At 54.5% G+C, this 15,570-nt stretch carries 14 protein-coding genes; 10 read left to right on the top strand and 4 right to left on the bottom strand.

Going from position 1 to position 15,570, the window contains the following annotated elements; all coding sequences use genetic code 11:
* Positions 1-174: 174 nt before the first annotated feature.
* The 7 genes from acnB to C2U53_RS04255 all read left to right on the top strand — a co-directional run bounded on the left by acnB (position 175) and on the right by C2U53_RS04255 (position 7,738).
* Positions 175-2,772, top strand: a complete 2,598-nt coding sequence (gene acnB, locus C2U53_RS04285) for a bifunctional aconitate hydratase 2/2-methylisocitrate dehydratase (RefSeq protein ID WP_042997908.1) — start codon at positions 175-177, stop codon at positions 2,770-2,772.
* A gap of 174 nt (positions 2,773-2,946) precedes the next feature.
* Positions 2,947-3,309 (top strand): protein YacL, encoded by a 363-nt coding sequence (gene yacL / locus C2U53_RS04280; protein WP_054177165.1) that lies wholly within the window; start codon positions 2,947-2,949, stop codon positions 3,307-3,309.
* 180 nt (positions 3,310-3,489) lie between these two features.
* A complete protein-coding gene (locus tag C2U53_RS04275) occupies positions 3,490-4,443 on the top strand; it encodes a 2-keto-3-deoxygluconate permease 1 (RefSeq protein ID WP_042997906.1) in 954 nt (317 codons plus the stop codon).
* Complete coding sequence (locus C2U53_RS04270) at positions 4,440-5,711, top strand: D-threonate kinase (RefSeq protein ID WP_104445659.1); 1,272 nt, start codon at positions 4,440-4,442, stop codon at positions 5,709-5,711. The genes C2U53_RS04275 and C2U53_RS04270 overlap by 4 nt, the downstream gene beginning before the upstream one ends.
* Positions 5,701-6,684: a D-threonate 4-phosphate dehydrogenase gene (locus tag C2U53_RS04265; RefSeq protein WP_080343246.1), complete on the top strand. Its 984-nt coding sequence runs from the start codon at positions 5,701-5,703 to the stop codon at positions 6,682-6,684. The genes C2U53_RS04270 and C2U53_RS04265 overlap by 11 nt, the downstream gene beginning before the upstream one ends.
* Positions 6,685-6,693: 9 nt before the next feature.
* On the top strand, positions 6,694-7,461 hold the full coding sequence (locus tag C2U53_RS04260) for a DeoR/GlpR family DNA-binding transcription regulator (RefSeq protein ID WP_042997903.1): 768 nt from the start codon (positions 6,694-6,696) through the stop codon (positions 7,459-7,461).
* 31 nt (positions 7,462-7,492) lie between these two features.
* Positions 7,493-7,738, top strand: a complete 246-nt coding sequence (locus tag C2U53_RS04255) for a YmjA family protein (protein ID WP_042997902.1) — start codon at positions 7,493-7,495, stop codon at positions 7,736-7,738.
* Positions 7,739-7,784: 46 nt separating this feature from the next.
* Here C2U53_RS04255 and speD read toward each other — a convergent pair whose 3' ends face one another.
* The 3 genes from speD to C2U53_RS04240 form a co-directional block, all read right to left on the bottom strand.
* Complete coding sequence (speD, locus tag C2U53_RS04250) at positions 7,785-8,579, bottom strand: adenosylmethionine decarboxylase (protein WP_044255425.1); 795 nt, start codon at positions 8,577-8,579, stop codon at positions 7,785-7,787.
* A 15-nt stretch (positions 8,580-8,594) separates the two neighbouring features.
* Complete coding sequence (speE, locus tag C2U53_RS04245; RefSeq protein ID WP_042997900.1) at positions 8,595-9,461, bottom strand: polyamine aminopropyltransferase; 867 nt, start codon at positions 9,459-9,461, stop codon at positions 8,595-8,597.
* A 103-nt stretch (positions 9,462-9,564) separates the two neighbouring features.
* Positions 9,565-9,912: a YacC family pilotin-like protein gene (locus C2U53_RS04240; protein WP_000846617.1), complete on the bottom strand. Its 348-nt coding sequence runs from the start codon at positions 9,910-9,912 to the stop codon at positions 9,565-9,567.
* Positions 9,913-10,077: 165 nt separating this feature from the next.
* Between C2U53_RS04240 and cueO the strand changes: the two genes are divergently transcribed.
* Both cueO and C2U53_RS04230 read left to right on the top strand, forming a co-directional pair.
* Positions 10,078-11,637, top strand: a complete 1,560-nt coding sequence (cueO, locus tag C2U53_RS04235) for a multicopper oxidase CueO (protein WP_104445658.1) — start codon at positions 10,078-10,080, stop codon at positions 11,635-11,637.
* 159 nt (positions 11,638-11,796) lie between these two features.
* Positions 11,797-12,318, top strand: a complete 522-nt coding sequence (locus C2U53_RS04230) for a hypothetical protein (RefSeq protein WP_104445657.1) — start codon at positions 11,797-11,799, stop codon at positions 12,316-12,318.
* A 107-nt stretch (positions 12,319-12,425) separates the two neighbouring features.
* Here the strand turns inward: C2U53_RS04230 and C2U53_RS04225 are convergent, their stop codons facing one another.
* Complete coding sequence (locus C2U53_RS04225) at positions 12,426-14,816, bottom strand: glucose/quinate/shikimate family membrane-bound PQQ-dependent dehydrogenase (protein WP_061070512.1); 2,391 nt, start codon at positions 14,814-14,816, stop codon at positions 12,426-12,428.
* 205 nt (positions 14,817-15,021) lie between these two features.
* Here C2U53_RS04225 and hpt point away from each other — a divergent pair, with 205 nt between their 5' ends.
* On the top strand, positions 15,022-15,558 hold the full coding sequence (hpt, locus tag C2U53_RS04220) for a hypoxanthine phosphoribosyltransferase (RefSeq protein ID WP_042997896.1): 537 nt from the start codon (positions 15,022-15,024) through the stop codon (positions 15,556-15,558).
* Positions 15,559-15,570: the final 12 nt, after the last annotated feature.

The following is a 15,570-nucleotide window of genomic DNA, read 5'->3' as shown; positions in this document are numbered from 1 at the left end:
CCACTTTTTTATGTTGCTTTTTTGTAAACAGATTAACACCTCACTAAAATCCTGTTATTCTGCCCATTGCGGTACCGGGCATTTACCCTACAAACTGCTGTCTCACAGGAGCGTGAAGAGAATCGCCCATCGATAAAGCGCCGCACTATGACAATGAGAGCGAGGAGAACCGTCGTGCTAGAAGAATACCGTAAGCACGTAGCAGAACGTGCCGCCGAGGGGATTGTGCCCAAACCCTTAGATGCAACCCAAATGGCCGCGCTCGTTGAGCTGCTGAAAGCACCGCCTGCGGGCGAAGAAGAATTCCTGTTAGACCTGTTGATCAACCGTGTTCCCCCGGGCGTCGATGAAGCCGCCTATGTCAAAGCCAGTTTCCTCGCTGCCGTCGCGAAAGGCGAAACGACTTCCCCACTGATTACGCCTGAAAAAGCGATTGAACTGCTCGGCACCATGCAGGGTGGTTACAACATTCATCCGCTGATTGACGCTCTGGACGATGCAAAACTGGCGCCGATTGCCGCCAAAGCGCTCTCCCATACGCTGCTGATGTTCGATAACTTCTATGACGTAGAAGAAAAAGCCAAAGCAGGGAACGAATATGCGAAGCAGGTGATGCAGTCCTGGGCGGAGGCCGAATGGTTCCTGAGCCGTCCGCCGCTGGCTGAAAAAATGACTGTCACCGTTTTCAAAGTCACCGGTGAAACCAATACCGATGACCTGTCTCCGGCACCTGATGCGTGGTCTCGTCCGGATATCCCGCTGCACGCGTTAGCGATGCTGAAAAACGCCCGTGAAGGCATTGAGCCGGATCAGCCGGGTGTCGTTGGCCCAATCAAACAGATCGAAGCCCTGGCAAGTAAAGGTTACCCGCTGGCTTACGTCGGTGACGTCGTCGGGACCGGTTCTTCACGTAAATCCGCCACCAACTCCGTGCTGTGGTTCATGGGCGACGACATTCCGCACGTGCCGAACAAGCGCGGCGGCGGTCTGTGCCTCGGCGGTAAAATCGCCCCTATCTTCTTCAACACCATGGAAGATGCAGGCGCACTGCCGATCGAAGTGGATGTGTCAAACCTGAACATGGGTGATGTGATTGACGTTTACCCGTTCAAAGGGGAAGTACGTAACCATGAAACCGGCGAACTGCTGGCAAGCTTTGAACTGAAAACTGACGTGCTGATTGATGAAGTGCGTGCCGGTGGCCGTATCCCGCTGATCATCGGTCGCGGTCTGACCACCAAAGCGCGTGAAGCGCTGGGTCTGCCGCACTCAGACGTTTTCCGTCAGGCGAAAGATGTGGCGGAAAGCAGCCGTGGTTACTCGCTGGCGCAGAAAATGGTGGGTCGTGCGTGCGGCGTAGCCGGTATCCGTCCGGGTGCGTACTGCGAGCCGAAGATGACCTCCGTAGGTTCTCAGGATACCACTGGCCCGATGACCCGTGACGAACTGAAGGACCTGGCGTGCCTGGGCTTCTCTGCGGACCTGGTGATGCAGTCTTTCTGTCACACCGCCGCCTATCCGAAGCCGGTTGACGTCACCACGCACCACACGCTGCCTGACTTTATTATGAACCGCGGCGGTGTTTCGCTGCGTCCGGGTGATGGCGTGATCCACTCCTGGCTGAACCGTATGCTGTTGCCGGATACCGTCGGTACGGGTGGTGACTCCCATACCCGTTTCCCGATTGGTATCTCCTTCCCGGCGGGCTCGGGCCTGGTGGCGTTTGCTGCGGCGACCGGCGTGATGCCGCTGGATATGCCGGAATCGGTGCTGGTGCGCTTCAAAGGCAAAATGCAGCCGGGTATTACCCTGCGCGATCTGGTACACGCCATTCCGCTGTATGCGATCAAACAGGGTCTGCTGACCGTTGAGAAAAAAGGCAAGAAGAACATCTTCTCTGGTCGTATTCTCGAAATCGAAGGTCTGCCGGATCTGAAAGTCGAGCAGGCGTTTGAGCTGACCGATGCATCCGCCGAGCGTTCTGCGGCAGGTTGCACCATCAAGCTGAACAAAGAGCCGATCGTGGAATACCTGACCTCCAACATCGTTCTGCTGAAGTGGATGATCGCAGAAGGCTACGGCGACCGTCGTACGCTGGAACGTCGTATTCAGGGGATGGAAAAATGGCTGGCCGATCCGCAACTGCTGGAAGCCGATGCTGACGCAGAGTACGCGGCGGTGATCGACATCGATCTGGCGGATATCAAAGAGCCTATCCTTTGTGCACCGAACGATCCGGACGATGCGCGTCTGCTCTCTGATGTTCAGGGCGATAAAATCGACGAAGTGTTCATTGGTTCCTGCATGACCAACATTGGTCACTTCCGTGCGGCCGGCAAGCTGCTGGATGCGCACAAAGGCCAGTTGCCGACGCGTCTGTGGGTGGCGCCGCCAACCCGTATGGATGCGGCACAGCTGACCGAAGAGGGCTACTACAGCGTCTTTGGTAAGAGCGGTGCGCGTATTGAAATCCCGGGCTGTTCACTGTGCATGGGTAACCAGGCGCGTGTCGCAGACGGCGCGACGGTGGTATCGACTTCTACGCGTAACTTCCCGAACCGTTTAGGTACCGGTGCGAACGTCTACCTGGCGTCTGCGGAGCTGGCGGCGGTTGCGGCACTGATCGGTAAATTGCCGACGCCGGAAGAGTACCAGACCTATGTGGCGCAGGTGGATAAAACCGCTGTAGACACCTACCGCTATCTGAACTTTGACCAGCTCTCTCAATACACTGAGAAAGCGGACGGTGTGATTTTCCAGACCGCCGTGTAATGCGCTAACGCCTTTCGCGTAAAAACGCATCAATGCCCGGTGAAGCGTGCTTCTCCGGGCATTTTTATTTCCATTCCTTATACGCGATCCGCTTTTTTTCTGCGTCCAGGCTGCGATAATTAAGACAAGGCGCAATGCGGTAATGGCGCATTGCCGGGAGCAGAGGACTACATTATGGATTACGAATTTCTGCGCGATGTTACCGGTCGGGTTTTGGTGCGCATGTCCATGGGTCACGAAGTGGTCGGGCACTGGTTTAATGAAGAAGTGAAAGAAAACCTGGCCCTGCTGGACGAAGTGGAACAGGCGGCTAACGCGGTAAAAGGCAGCGAACGTTCCTGGCAACGGGCGGGGCATGAATATACGCTCTGGATGGACGGCGAAGAGGTGATGATCCGCGCCAACCAGCTGGAGTTTACCGGCGACGAAATGGAAGAAGGGATGAATTACTACGATGAAGAAAGCCTGTCGCTGTGCGGCGTCGAGGATTTCCTGCAGGTGGTAAACGCCTATCGGGAATTTCTGCGTCAATCCTGAATAATTTCAATCATCAGTGGAGCCGGGCGTCTGCGTCCGGTTTTTTTTTACCGAAAAAGGATTGTTTGATTTTTATTAATCATTTTAAAACTGTGATCTGGCCCATTTGTGATCTAAAATTGATTAAATATAATCGTTATGATTTTATTTAATCACAACACAACAACAGGCGGGAAGACCATGAACATCAAGAAGGCAATAGAACGCGTACCCGGCGGCATGATGGTCGTGCCATTGGTTATCGGTGCCATTATCAATACCTTTGCCCCGCAGGCGCTGGAGATCGGCGGATTTACTACCGCGCTGTTTAAAAACGGCGCCGCGCCGCTAATCGGTGCATTCCTGTTGTGCATGGGCGCAGGGATCAGCGTGAAGGCGGCACCTCAGGCTTTATTGCAGGGCGGTACGATTACCCTGACCAAACTGCTGATCGCCATTGCGCTCGGTCTTGGCGTTGAGCACCTGTTCGGGACTGAAGGGATCTTTGGCTTAAGCGGACTGGCGATTATTGCTGCCATGAGTAACTCGAATGGGGGGCTGTACGCGGCATTAGTCGGCGAGTTCGGTAACGAGCGTGACGTCGGCGCAATCTCTATTCTGTCTCTTAATGACGGTCCATTCTTTACCATGATCGCGCTGGGTGCTGCGGGAATGGCCAACATTCCGATCATGGCACTGGTGGCGGTCCTGGTCCCGCTGGTGGTTGGCATGATCCTCGGTAACCTCGATCACAACATGCGTGACTTCCTGACCAAAGGCGGACCGCTGTTGATCCCGTTCTTCGCCTTTGCGCTGGGGGCTGGCATCAACCTCGAAATGCTATTGCAGGGCGGTCTGGCGGGCATCCTGCTGGGGGTGTTAACCACGTTCGTCGGCGGCTTCTTTAACATCCGCGCAGACCGTCTGGTGGGCGGTACCGGGATTGCCGGAGCGGCGGCCTCCAGTACTGCCGGTAATGCCGTTGCAACGCCGCTGGCGATAGCCCAGGCTGACCCTTCGCTGGCGGAAGTCGCTGCTGCTGCCGCGCCATTGATTGCCGCCTCCGTGATCACCACCGCGATCCTGACGCCGATCCTGACCTCGTGGGTTGCCAAAAAACAGGCTCGTCAGGTTACTCAGGAGAATAAAGCATGAAAATGATCGTCATTGCCGATGATTTTACGGGCTCTAACGATACCGGCGTGCAACTGGCGAAAAAAGGCGCACGCACAGAGGTAATGCTTACCCCGACGCAGAAGCCTTCCCGTCGTGCTGATGTGCTGGTGATCAACACAGAGAGCCGGGCAATCCCGTCGGCGCAAGCCGCGCAGGCGGTACAACAAGCGTTAGCCCCCTGGTGTGAAGGGGTAACAGCGCCGCTGGTGTATAAAAAAATTGATTCTACGTTTCGTGGCAACGTCGGCGCCGAGGTGACGGCGGCGATGCGCGCCGCTAACCGGACGCTGGCCGTGATTGCGGCGGCGATCCCCGCCGCAGGGCGCACAACACGCGATGGACTGTGCCTGGTCAACGGAACGCCATTACTGGAGACCGAATTTGCCAGCGATCCCAAAACGCCGATTATCTCTTCGCGCATTGCGGAACTGGTCTCGTTGCAAAGTGACATTCCGGTGCATGAAGTGTCGCTCGACGATGTCCGTCGCGGACGACTGAGCGCGCTGTTAGCCGCTTTCGCTGCTGAAGGCGAGTGCATGGTGGTGGTGGATGCCGTTGAGGACCGTGATTTGTCGCTGATTGCGCATGCAATCTGTGAGCAGGAGACGCTGCCGTTACTGGTCGGCGCGGCTGGTCTCGCCAATGCCCTGCCGGTCCGCCTGTTTATGCAGGAAAAGCAAGCGTTGCCGGTGCTGGTCGTCGCGGGTTCGATGAGTGAAGCCACGCGACGTCAGGTAGACAAGGCGCTGTGTCAGGACCGGGCAAAGGTTGTCGATATCGATGCCTCACGACTGGCCTCTGCCGGTTTCGAACAGGAAATCGCGTCGGTGGTGGAGCAGGCCTGCGCGTTACTGAGCCGTCACCACCATACGATTTTACGTACCAGTCGTAGTGCGGACGACCGACAGATGATCGACACGCTGTGTGCCAGCGTCGGGATGAGCCGTCAGGCGCTTGGCGAACGGTTAAGCCAGCGTCTTGGAAACATCACGTTACGCATTATTGAGCAGGCGCGTATTGGCGGCCTGTTCCTGACCGGAGGGGATATTGCGACAGCCGTTGCCAGTGCGCTGGGGGCGGAAGGCTATCGCATTCAGAGCGAGGTAGCGCCGTGCATTCCGTGCGGAACGTTCGTGAACAGCGAGATTGACGATCTGCCGGTGATCACCAAAGCAGGAGGATTCGGCTCCGACAGTACCCTTCGTGATGCGCTTTATTTTATTGAGGAGATGTACAGTGGTAACTAAAACCGTCGCGATTACGATGGGCGATCCTGCGGGGATCGGCCCGGAAATTATTGTTAAAGCGCTCAGTGAAGATGAACTTAACGGCGCGCCGCTGGTGGTAGTGGGATGCCTGCAAACCCTGAAGCGGTTACAGGCCAACGGTCTGGCGGAGGGCGTGACGTTTCGCGCCATTACGCAGGTGGCGGACGCCCGCTTCGTGCCTGGTGTGATTCATGTGATTGATGAACCGCTGGCGGACCCGGACGCACTGGAGCCGGGTAAAGTGCAGGCTCAGGCAGGCGATCTGGCTTATCGCTGCGTAAAACGGGCAACGGAACTGGCGATGAAAGGCGACGTTCATGCTATCGCCACTGCGCCGTTGAACAAAGAAGCCCTGCATCTTGGCGGGCACCATTTCCCCGGACACACCGAGCTGCTGGCGACGCTGACGGAAAGTCGCGACTACGCGATGGTGCTTTATACCGATAAGCTGAAAGTCATTCACGTTTCCACCCATATCGCCCTGCGTAAGTTCCTCGATACCCTGAACGGTCAGCGCGTGGAGACTGTTATTAGTATCGCCGATACCTTCCTGAAGCGTGTGGGTTATGCGCAGCCGCGTATAGCCGTGGCGGGGGTGAATCCACATGCTGGTGAGAACGGGCTGTTCGGCGATGAGGAGATTCGCATCGTCGGTCCGGCGATTGAGAACATGAAGGCAAAGGGGATGGATGTTTACGGCCCATGCCCGCCGGACACTGTATTTTTGCAGGCGTATGAAGGTCACTATGACATGGTGGTGGCGATGTACCACGATCAGGGCCATATCCCGCTGAAGCTGCTGGGTTTTTATGACGGTGTCAACATCACTGCCGGTTTGCCGTTTATTCGCACCTCTGCCGATCACGGGACGGCATTTGATATCGCCTGGACGGGAAAAGCAAAATCTGAGAGCATGGCCGTATCGATTAAACTGGCAATGCAACTGGCATAATTTCCTGTTATGAAAGGACAACACCGTCTGGATCAGATTGTGGCGTATTTGAAAAATCATACGCTGGTGACCGTGGAACAACTGGTGGATGCCGTTGAGGCCTCTCCGGCAACGATCCGCCGCGATCTGATCAAACTGGATGAACAGGGGGTGATCAGTCGCAGCCACGGCGGTGTGGCGTTACGGCGTTTTGAAGCAGTGCAACCGACCACCAACGAGAAGCAACTGCGATCGCCCGCCGAAAAACGGGCGATTGCGCGTTATGCGGCCTCGATGGTGCATGCGGGCGATGCCGTGGTGCTTGATGCCGGAACCACGATGCTGGAGCTGGCAAAATGTTTAACTCATCTTCCCCTCAGAGTCATTACCGTTGATCTGCACATCGCCCTGTTTTTATCCGAGTTTCGCCAGATAGAGGTGACTATTGTCGGTGGGCGAATTGATGACAGCAGCCAGTCATGCATCGGCGAGTTTGGCCGCAAAATGCTGCGCAGCGTCTATCCTGATATCGCGTTTATGAGCTGTAATACCTGGAGTATGGAAAAGGGCGTGACCACGCCGACTGAGGACAAAGCGGGACTGAAGCAGGAAATTATCGCCAATGCGCAACGAAAAGTGCTACTGGCCGACAGCAGCAAATACGGCGCGCATTCGCTATTTAATGTGGCTTCTCTCAGTCGCTTTACCGACGTCATTACCGATGTTAATTTACCGCAAGCCGTACAGGCCGAACTGAAAGCGCAATCCGTCGCCCTGACGCTGGTACAGCCTGAGTAATTAACGTTGGGATAACCCCAGGAGATGAGTGATGGGTAATGAAATACCACTGAAATATTATGACATTGTGGATGAGTATTCGACGGAATCCGCAGAACCGGTTAACGCGTCGGAGCGTGATCCTCTTGCTCGCTATTTCCAGCTACTGATTGCTCGCTTAACAAATAACGAAGAGATCAGCGAAGAAGCGCAGCAGGAGATGGCGGTCGACGCTGGCATTGACGCGCAACGCATCGATGATATCGCAGAATTCCTGAATCGATGGGGAAATGAATAGTCTCGGATTCGGCTCAGGCACTCCGCAGAGTGCCTGAGCATTTTTCTTACACGCTCGGGATATTGCGCCCGTAGTAAATCTCTCGCATCTCTTTCCACAGCGCAGCGGTAATCTCTTTACGCTCTGCGTCGGTCAAGTCTTCTGGTCGGGTATGGAACATGTAGTGCTTAAGGTCGAACTCTTTAAGCAACATTTTGGTATGGAAGATATTTTCCTGATACACGTTCACATCCACCATGTCATACAACGACTTCATATCCTCGGACATAAAGTTCTGAATGGAGTTAATCTCATGATCGATAAAGTGCTTCATCCCGTTGATATCACGGGTAAAGCCACGCACGCGATAATCGATGGTCACGATGTCGGATTCAAGCTGGTGGATCAAGTAATTCAGCGCCTTCAAGGGAGAAATCACACCGCAGGTTGAAACCTCAATATCGGCGCGGAAGGTGCATAATCCGCCTTCCGGGTGGCTTTCCGGATAGGTATGCACGCAAATATGGCTCTTATCAAGATGGGCGACCACCGTTTCCGGCAGCGGGCCGGGATGCTCGGTTTTATCAATCAACTGCGGATCGACAGGTTCTTCACTCACCAGAATGGTGACGCTGGCACCCTGAGGTTCGTAATCCTGACGGGCAATATTCAGGATATTGGCGCCGATGATAGAGCAGGTTTCTGACAGAATTTCGGTCAGACGGTTGGCGTTGTAGAGTTCGTCGATATAGGCGATGTATCCGTCGCGCTCTTCGGCGGTTTTGGCATAGCAGATATCGTAAATACAAAAACTCAGACTTTTAGTCAGGTTGTTAAAGCCATGCAGTTTCAGTTTTTTCAATTTCTTATCTTCTCCTTAGGACGATGCTGTCGCCAGCGCGTCTTGCAGATACTGGGGTAAGGCAAACGCTGCCGTGTGGATTGCCGGGTTGTAATAGCGACACTTAAGGCCGGAGGTGTGAAAACGCGCCTGGATGATTTCAGTCGACAGGTGGCGCAACGCTTTGTTATCGGTCGCCCACGCAAAAGTCATTATGCCGCCGTAGTAGGTGGGGATCGCCGCCTGGTAGAAGCCAACGTCGGCGAAGTAATGGCTGAGCTTACGGTGGCTGTCGAGGGCTTCATCCTGTTGCAGGAAGCAGACGCCGTTCTGCGCGACAAAGATCCCGCCCGGATTCAGGCAGCGTTTACAACCTTCGTAGAATGCCGAGGTGAACAGACTCTCACCGGGACCGATCGGATCGGTGCAGTCGGAGATGATCACATCAAACGTGTTCTGCGTCTGGTTGACGTAATTCACGCCGTCGTCGATCACCAGCGTAAAGCGCGGATCGTCATAGCTACCGGCGTTGTGGTTGGGCAGATACTGGCGGCAGAACGAGACAACGCCAGCATCGATTTCCACCATCGTGATGGTTTCAACGTTTTTGTGCCGGGTGACTTCGCGCAGCATCGCACCGTCGCCACCGCCGATAATCAGTACGTGTTTCGCGTGACCGTGAGCCATCAACGGAACGTGCGTCATCATCTCATGATAGATAAATTCATCGCGCTCGGTGGTCTGCACCACGCCGTCCAGCGCCATTACGCGACCAAAGGCGGCGTTTTCGAAGATGATGAGATCCTGATGCGCGGTCTTCTCGTGATAAAGAACGTTATCGACGGCAAAGTACTGCCCAAACTGGTCGTGTAGCGTTTCATGCCACTGTGGTTTTTCGGCCATAGGGTGATGCCTCCTTTGTTAACACCCGTAAAAAAGGGCGCAACATCATAGCTAACAATGACCGTTGATGCACGGTCATTATTTCAGCAACAGGGACGGGAGGTTATTTAACGTAAGCCAGCAGGCTCAGGGAGTCGCGCGCCAGCGCTTTGCATTTTTTGGCGACAGGGATACCGATACCGCTGAGATCGCGATAGCTGTCTTCGCCGAGAGATTTCATATCGAAGGTGTCGTAATTGCTGAGGTCCCACTGGTTTTGCTGAGCAAAGAAGACCAGTGCGCGACGAATCTGCCCGTTGGGTAAATTCTGGTAGCCGCAGTCATTTTTCAGAAAGACAAAAACGGCCGTCAAATCGGCCATATCTTCGGCTTCAGATTCACTGAGCGCATAGCTGTTTGCGCATACGGCCATCAGGCTGCCGAACAACACGGTTCTGAAAAACGTCTTCATTGCTTCTACCACTGCATTACGGAAAGTCAACGTTAGCATACTGGAGGCGAAGCGACGACTTTTATTATCTATTAAGTGATATCCCTGGCTTGACCTTGCCGTAAGGGGAGGGTCTATGCTCAGAGATTAGCGTTATTTCGCCTGCAGCAAAATAAGGAAATAATTATGCAACGACGTGATTTCTTAAAATATTCTGTGGCTCTGGGGCTGTCGTCAGCCTTACCGCTCTGGAGCCGCACCGTTTTTGCCGCCCAACGCCCCACGTTGCCCATTCCCGAGCTTCTCACCGCCGACGCACGTAACCAGATCTCGCTGATGGTGAAAGCGGGTCAGTCGACCTTTGCCGGAAAAACGGCAACCACCTGGGGCTATAACGGCAATCTGCTCGGGCCTGCGCTGAAGTTGCAAAAAGGCAAAGCGGTGACGGTGGATATCCACAACCAGCTTCAGGAAGAGACCACACTGCACTGGCATGGGCTGGAGGTGCCGGGCGAGGTGGATGGCGGGCCGCAGGGGATTATCCCGGCGGGCGGAAAACGTACCGTTACGTTTACGCCGGATCAGCGAGCGGCGACCTGCTGGTTTCATCCCCATCAGCATGGGAAAACCGGGCATCAGGTGGCGATGGGCTTAGCGGGGCTGGTTCTGATTGAGGATGAAGAAATTCATAAGCTGCTGCTCCCGAAGCAGTGGGGAATCGACGATATCCCGGTCATCGTGCAGGACAAACGGTTTAACGCGGCCGGGCAGATTGATTATCAGCTTGATGTGATGACGGCGGCTGTAGGCTGGTTTGGCGATACGCTACTGACCAATGGCGCCATTTATCCTCAACATGCTGCGCCGCGCGGCTGGTTGCGTCTGCGGTTGCTTAACGGTTGTAACGCCCGTTCACTCAATTTTGCCGCCAGCGATAAGCGTCCACTGTACGTCATTGCCAGCGACGGCGGGCTGCTGGCGGAACCGGTAAAAGTAAACGAACTGCCCATGCTGATGGGCGAGCGTTTTGAAGTACTGGTGGACGTCAGTGACGGTAAACCGTTTGATTTGGTTACCCTGCCGGTCAGCCAGATGGGGATGGCGATTGCGCCGTTTGATAAGCCGCATCCGGTCATGCGTATTCAGCCGGTTGCCGTGAATGCCTCCGGTACGCTGCCGGACACCCTAAGTACCATGCCTGCGCTACCTGCGGTTGACGGCCTGACGGTGCGTAATCTGCAACTGTCGATGGATCCGATGCTCGACATGATGGGAATGCAGATGCTGATGAAAAAGTATGGCGATCAGGCGATGGCGGGCATGCATCACGGGCAGATGCAGGGGCATATGGGCAACATGCAGCATGGCGACATGGGCCATATGAACCACGGCGGTCAGTTTGATTTCCATAACGCGAATAAGATAAACGGCGTGGCGTTCGATATGAACAAGCCGATGTTCGCGGCCAGCAAAGGTCAATATGAACGCTGGGTCATCTCCGGGGTGGGCGATATGATGCTGCATCCGTTCCATATCCACGGTACGCAGTTCCGCATCCTGTCGGAGAACGGCCAGACGCCTGCGGCCCATCGTGCGGGCTGGAAAGATACCGTTCGGGTGGAAGGCAGCGTCAGCGAGGTGTTAGTGAAATTTGATCACGTCGCGCCCAAAGAGCATGCCTATATGGCGCACTGTCATCTGCTGGAACATGAAGATACCGGCATGATGTTAGGCTTTACGGTATAAGCGACGGATGGCGATGTCGGTTTTCCCGGAATCGCCATCCATCAGTAATAAGAATAATACCACTCTCATCCTTAATTTCTGAAAATAGATTAAGGCCGTATTTTTATTCCTCTTTCGGGATATACTCGCGGAATCTGACCATCAAACCTGAGGTGAAAAATGGATATTTTCCGTAAAATTGTGGCGGCTTCTTTTGCTATGTTAGTGGCGATTTCTGCTCATGCCGGAATGGACATGGAGCGTAAACACTTTCCTGAGCTGAAGTTAAGCATCGAAATTCCGCAAACGCTGACGCCTATGTCGGCGGAAATGGCGAAAATTAAATACCCGTCTGAGAATCGTCCACAGATCATTTATGGCGACGAGAGAGGTAAAGCCTCACTGGGCGTGACGGCGGGTCGCAACGCACTGCCTGTGGCGCAGCTGGATATGATGAAAGATGCGATGTTGAAAATGTTAGCTAACTACAAACCAGAGGCAGAAGCCGTTACGGTTGATGGGCATAAGGCATGGCTAGTGACTTTCCGCTCTCAGGCTGCGGATAGCGAAATTCTGAATCTGATGCTGATTACCAGTCAGGATAATAAAGCTGTGCAGGTTGCCTTTAATATGACGAAGGATTTAGTTGACCAGTATCAGGATGTCGCAAAAGCGTCATTAATGTCGCTTAAGTTTGACTAATCATTATCGCTAAATATCGATAAGCGCCCGCAAGTATTGCGGGCGTTTTGCGTTAAAAAAAGACAGCGCGGTATTTCCACGCTATCTCTGCTCAGAACAGAATGGTTTTATTTCGCGTCGTCAGGCAAGGCGTAAGCGACAATATAATCGCCCATCTTCGTACCAAACGAGCCGTGGCCACCGGCTGAAATCACGACATACTGTTTACCGTTCACCTCATAGGTCATCGGTGTGGCTTGTCCACCGGCTGGCAGACGCCCCTGCCACAGTTTCTCACCGTTGCTCATGTTATAGGCGCGCAGGTAGTTATCCGCCGTGGCGGCAATAAACAACACGTTGCCCGCCGTTGAGATAGGACCGCCCAGCATTGGCATCCCCATATTGAACGGTACTGGAACCGGCATCGGGAACGGCATGCTGTCCTGCGGCGTGCCAATGCGTTTTTTCCAGACTACCTCATTGGTCTTCAGATCCAGCGCGGAGATATAACCCCAGGCCGGTTGCTTACATGGCAGACCAAACGGCGACAGGAATGGGTTCAGCGTGACGCCAAACGGCACGCCATATTGCGGCTGGATACCGGATTCGGTGCCTGTGCCTTTTGCATCTTTCGGCTGTTCCATCGGATTACCCGGACCGCGTGGGATCAGCTTCGAGACGAACGGCAGCGCCATCGGGTTGGCAATCGCCACCTGACGGTTCGGATCGACCGAGATACCACCCCATTCGAACATCCCGAGGTTACCCGGGAACACCAGCGTGCCCTGCTCAGACGGCGGAGTAAAGATGCCCTCATAGCGCATCTGGTGGAACATCACGCGGCACACCAGTTGATCGAACATGGTGGCGCCCCACATATCCGCTCCGGTCAGATCTTTTTTCGGGCGGAAACTCAGTTCAGAGAACGGCTGCGTTTTGCTGACGTAATCGCCTTTCGCGGCACCCTGCGGAACCGGTTTTTCCGGTGCCGGAACGACCAGTTCACCGTTACGGCGGTCGAGGACAAAGATGTTACCGGTTTTCGCTGGCGCGTAGATAACCGGGACTTTCTCACCGTTGACGGTGATATCCGCCAGCGTCGGCTGGGACGGCATGTCCATATCCCACAGATCGTGGTGGACGGTCTGATAGCTCCAGGCAAGTTTACCGGTGGTCGCGTTCAGCGCCACAATCGAGCTGGCGTAGCGTTCCTGCTCTGGCGTACGGTTACCCCCCCAGATATCCGGCGTAGTCACCCCCATCGGCAGATAGACCAGATCCAGCTTCGCATCGTAGGCCGCCGGAGCCCAGGAGTTCGGCGAGTTAAAGGTAAAAGAGTGCTCATCGGAAGGGATTGCATTCGGGTCTTTCGCACCCGGATCGAACGCCCACAGCAGTTTGCCGTTATTGACGTCAAAACCACGGATCACGCCCGAGGTTTCGCGCGTGGAGAAGTTATCCGTTACCGAACCAGCAATCACAATCGTTTTATCGGTGATGATTGGCGGCGATGTAGGCTCATACAGACCCGGCGTGGTGTCCGGCATGTTAGTCTGCAGATTCAGAATACCTTTGTTGGCAAAGGTTTCACACAGCTTGCCGGTTTCGGCATTCACCGCAAACAGACGACCATCGTTGACGGGCAGGATGATACGGCGCGGACAGTCGGCAACCACTTCCGGGGACGCGTTATCGGCTTTCGCTTCATGGTACGACACGCCACGGCAGGTCACGTGCTGGAAGCTGGTGTTGGTATTGAGTTGCGGATCGAAATGCCACTTCTCTTTACCGGTAGCGGCATCCAGCGCGAACAGACGCTGATGGGCGGTACAAAGATACAGCGTATCGCCAACCTTAATCGGCGTCACTTCATTGGTGATTTCACCCGGATCGTTCGGCTGCTTCAAGTCACCGGTGCGGAACACCCACGCTTCTTTCAGATTGTGGACGTTATCGGCGTTGATCTGTTTGAGCGGCGAGAAACGCTGGCCTTCCTGATTACGACCATACGCGGGCCAGTCGTTGTCCGAAATGGCGGAGATAGGTTCGGCTGGTGTGGCGTCGGCGCTCAGCGTGCCGTTGATCTCCTGCGGATCATGAAAGCCCGCCCAAGTGAGGAGCCCGCCGCTGATCAGCAGGGCCACCACCAGAGCGGCTACGGCACCGCGGGAAGGGACGATCAGGCGATGCCAGACGAACGGTAAAATCAGCCAGATGCCGAAGAAGACCAGAATATCGCTGCGCGGCGTCAGCGCCCAAAAGTCGAACCCGACCTCCCACACGCCCCAAATCAGGGTGGCGAGGAGCAGGGCGGCGTACAGCCAGAGTGCGGAACGTTTGCTGCGCCAGAGCAATACGGCAACGCCCAGCATCACCAGTCCCGCAATCGGGTAGTACCAGGAGCCGCCAATGGCGACCAGCCAGCCTCCGCCGATCAAAAGATAAAGCCCGCATAGCGCTGCAAAGAGGGCCGTTAGCGTCACGAGTAACCGTGGCGAACGTGCGTTGTTATCTGCCATAAAAATACACCATCTCAATTTGTTAATTTTTTAGTAGCAATTAATTATAGGATTTAACATGTGTGATCGTCATCACAAAATGAGCTTTATTAAGAGATGCCGCGAATAAATACTTTTACTGGTATACTGCGTGCCTTGCGCTTAGATGCTGACTTATCAAGAGCAGGCATTAAGTGATTTGTTTTTAAATCATATGGTTAGAGATATGAAACATACTGTAGAAGTCATGATCCCCGAAGCGGAGATCAAAGCGCGTATCGCTGAACTGGGCCGTCAGATTACTGAGCGTTATAAAGACAGCGGCAGTGATATGGTGCTGGTGGGTCTGCTACGTGGCTCATTCATGTTTATGGCGGATCTGTGCCGTGAAGTGCAGGTATCTCATGAAGTCGATTTTATGACCGCCTCAAGCTACGGTAGCGGCATGTCCACCACCCGTGACGTCAAGATCCTCAAAGATCTCGATGAAGACATTCGCGGCAAGGACGTGCTGATTGTGGAAGACATTATCGACTCCGGTAACACGCTGTCGAAAGTGCGTGAAATCCTGAGCCTGCGTGAACCGAAATCTCTGGCGATTTGCACCCTGCTGGATAAACCCTCCCGCCGTGAAGTGAACGTTCCGGTCGAGTTCATCGGGTTCTCCATTCCGGATGAGTTCGTGGTGGGCTACGGTATTGATTATGCGCAGCGCTATCGTCATCTGCCGTATGTCGGCAAAGTGGTGTTGCTGGACGAATAAGCGTAAAAAAGC

The sequence above is a fragment of the Citrobacter sp. CFNIH10 genome (assembly GCF_002934585.1).
Lineage (GTDB): Bacteria > Pseudomonadota > Gammaproteobacteria > Enterobacterales > Enterobacteriaceae > Citrobacter_A > Citrobacter_A amalonaticus.
Note: the sequence above shows the minus strand (reverse complement) of the source record. Positions and strands in the feature narration are given on the sequence as shown.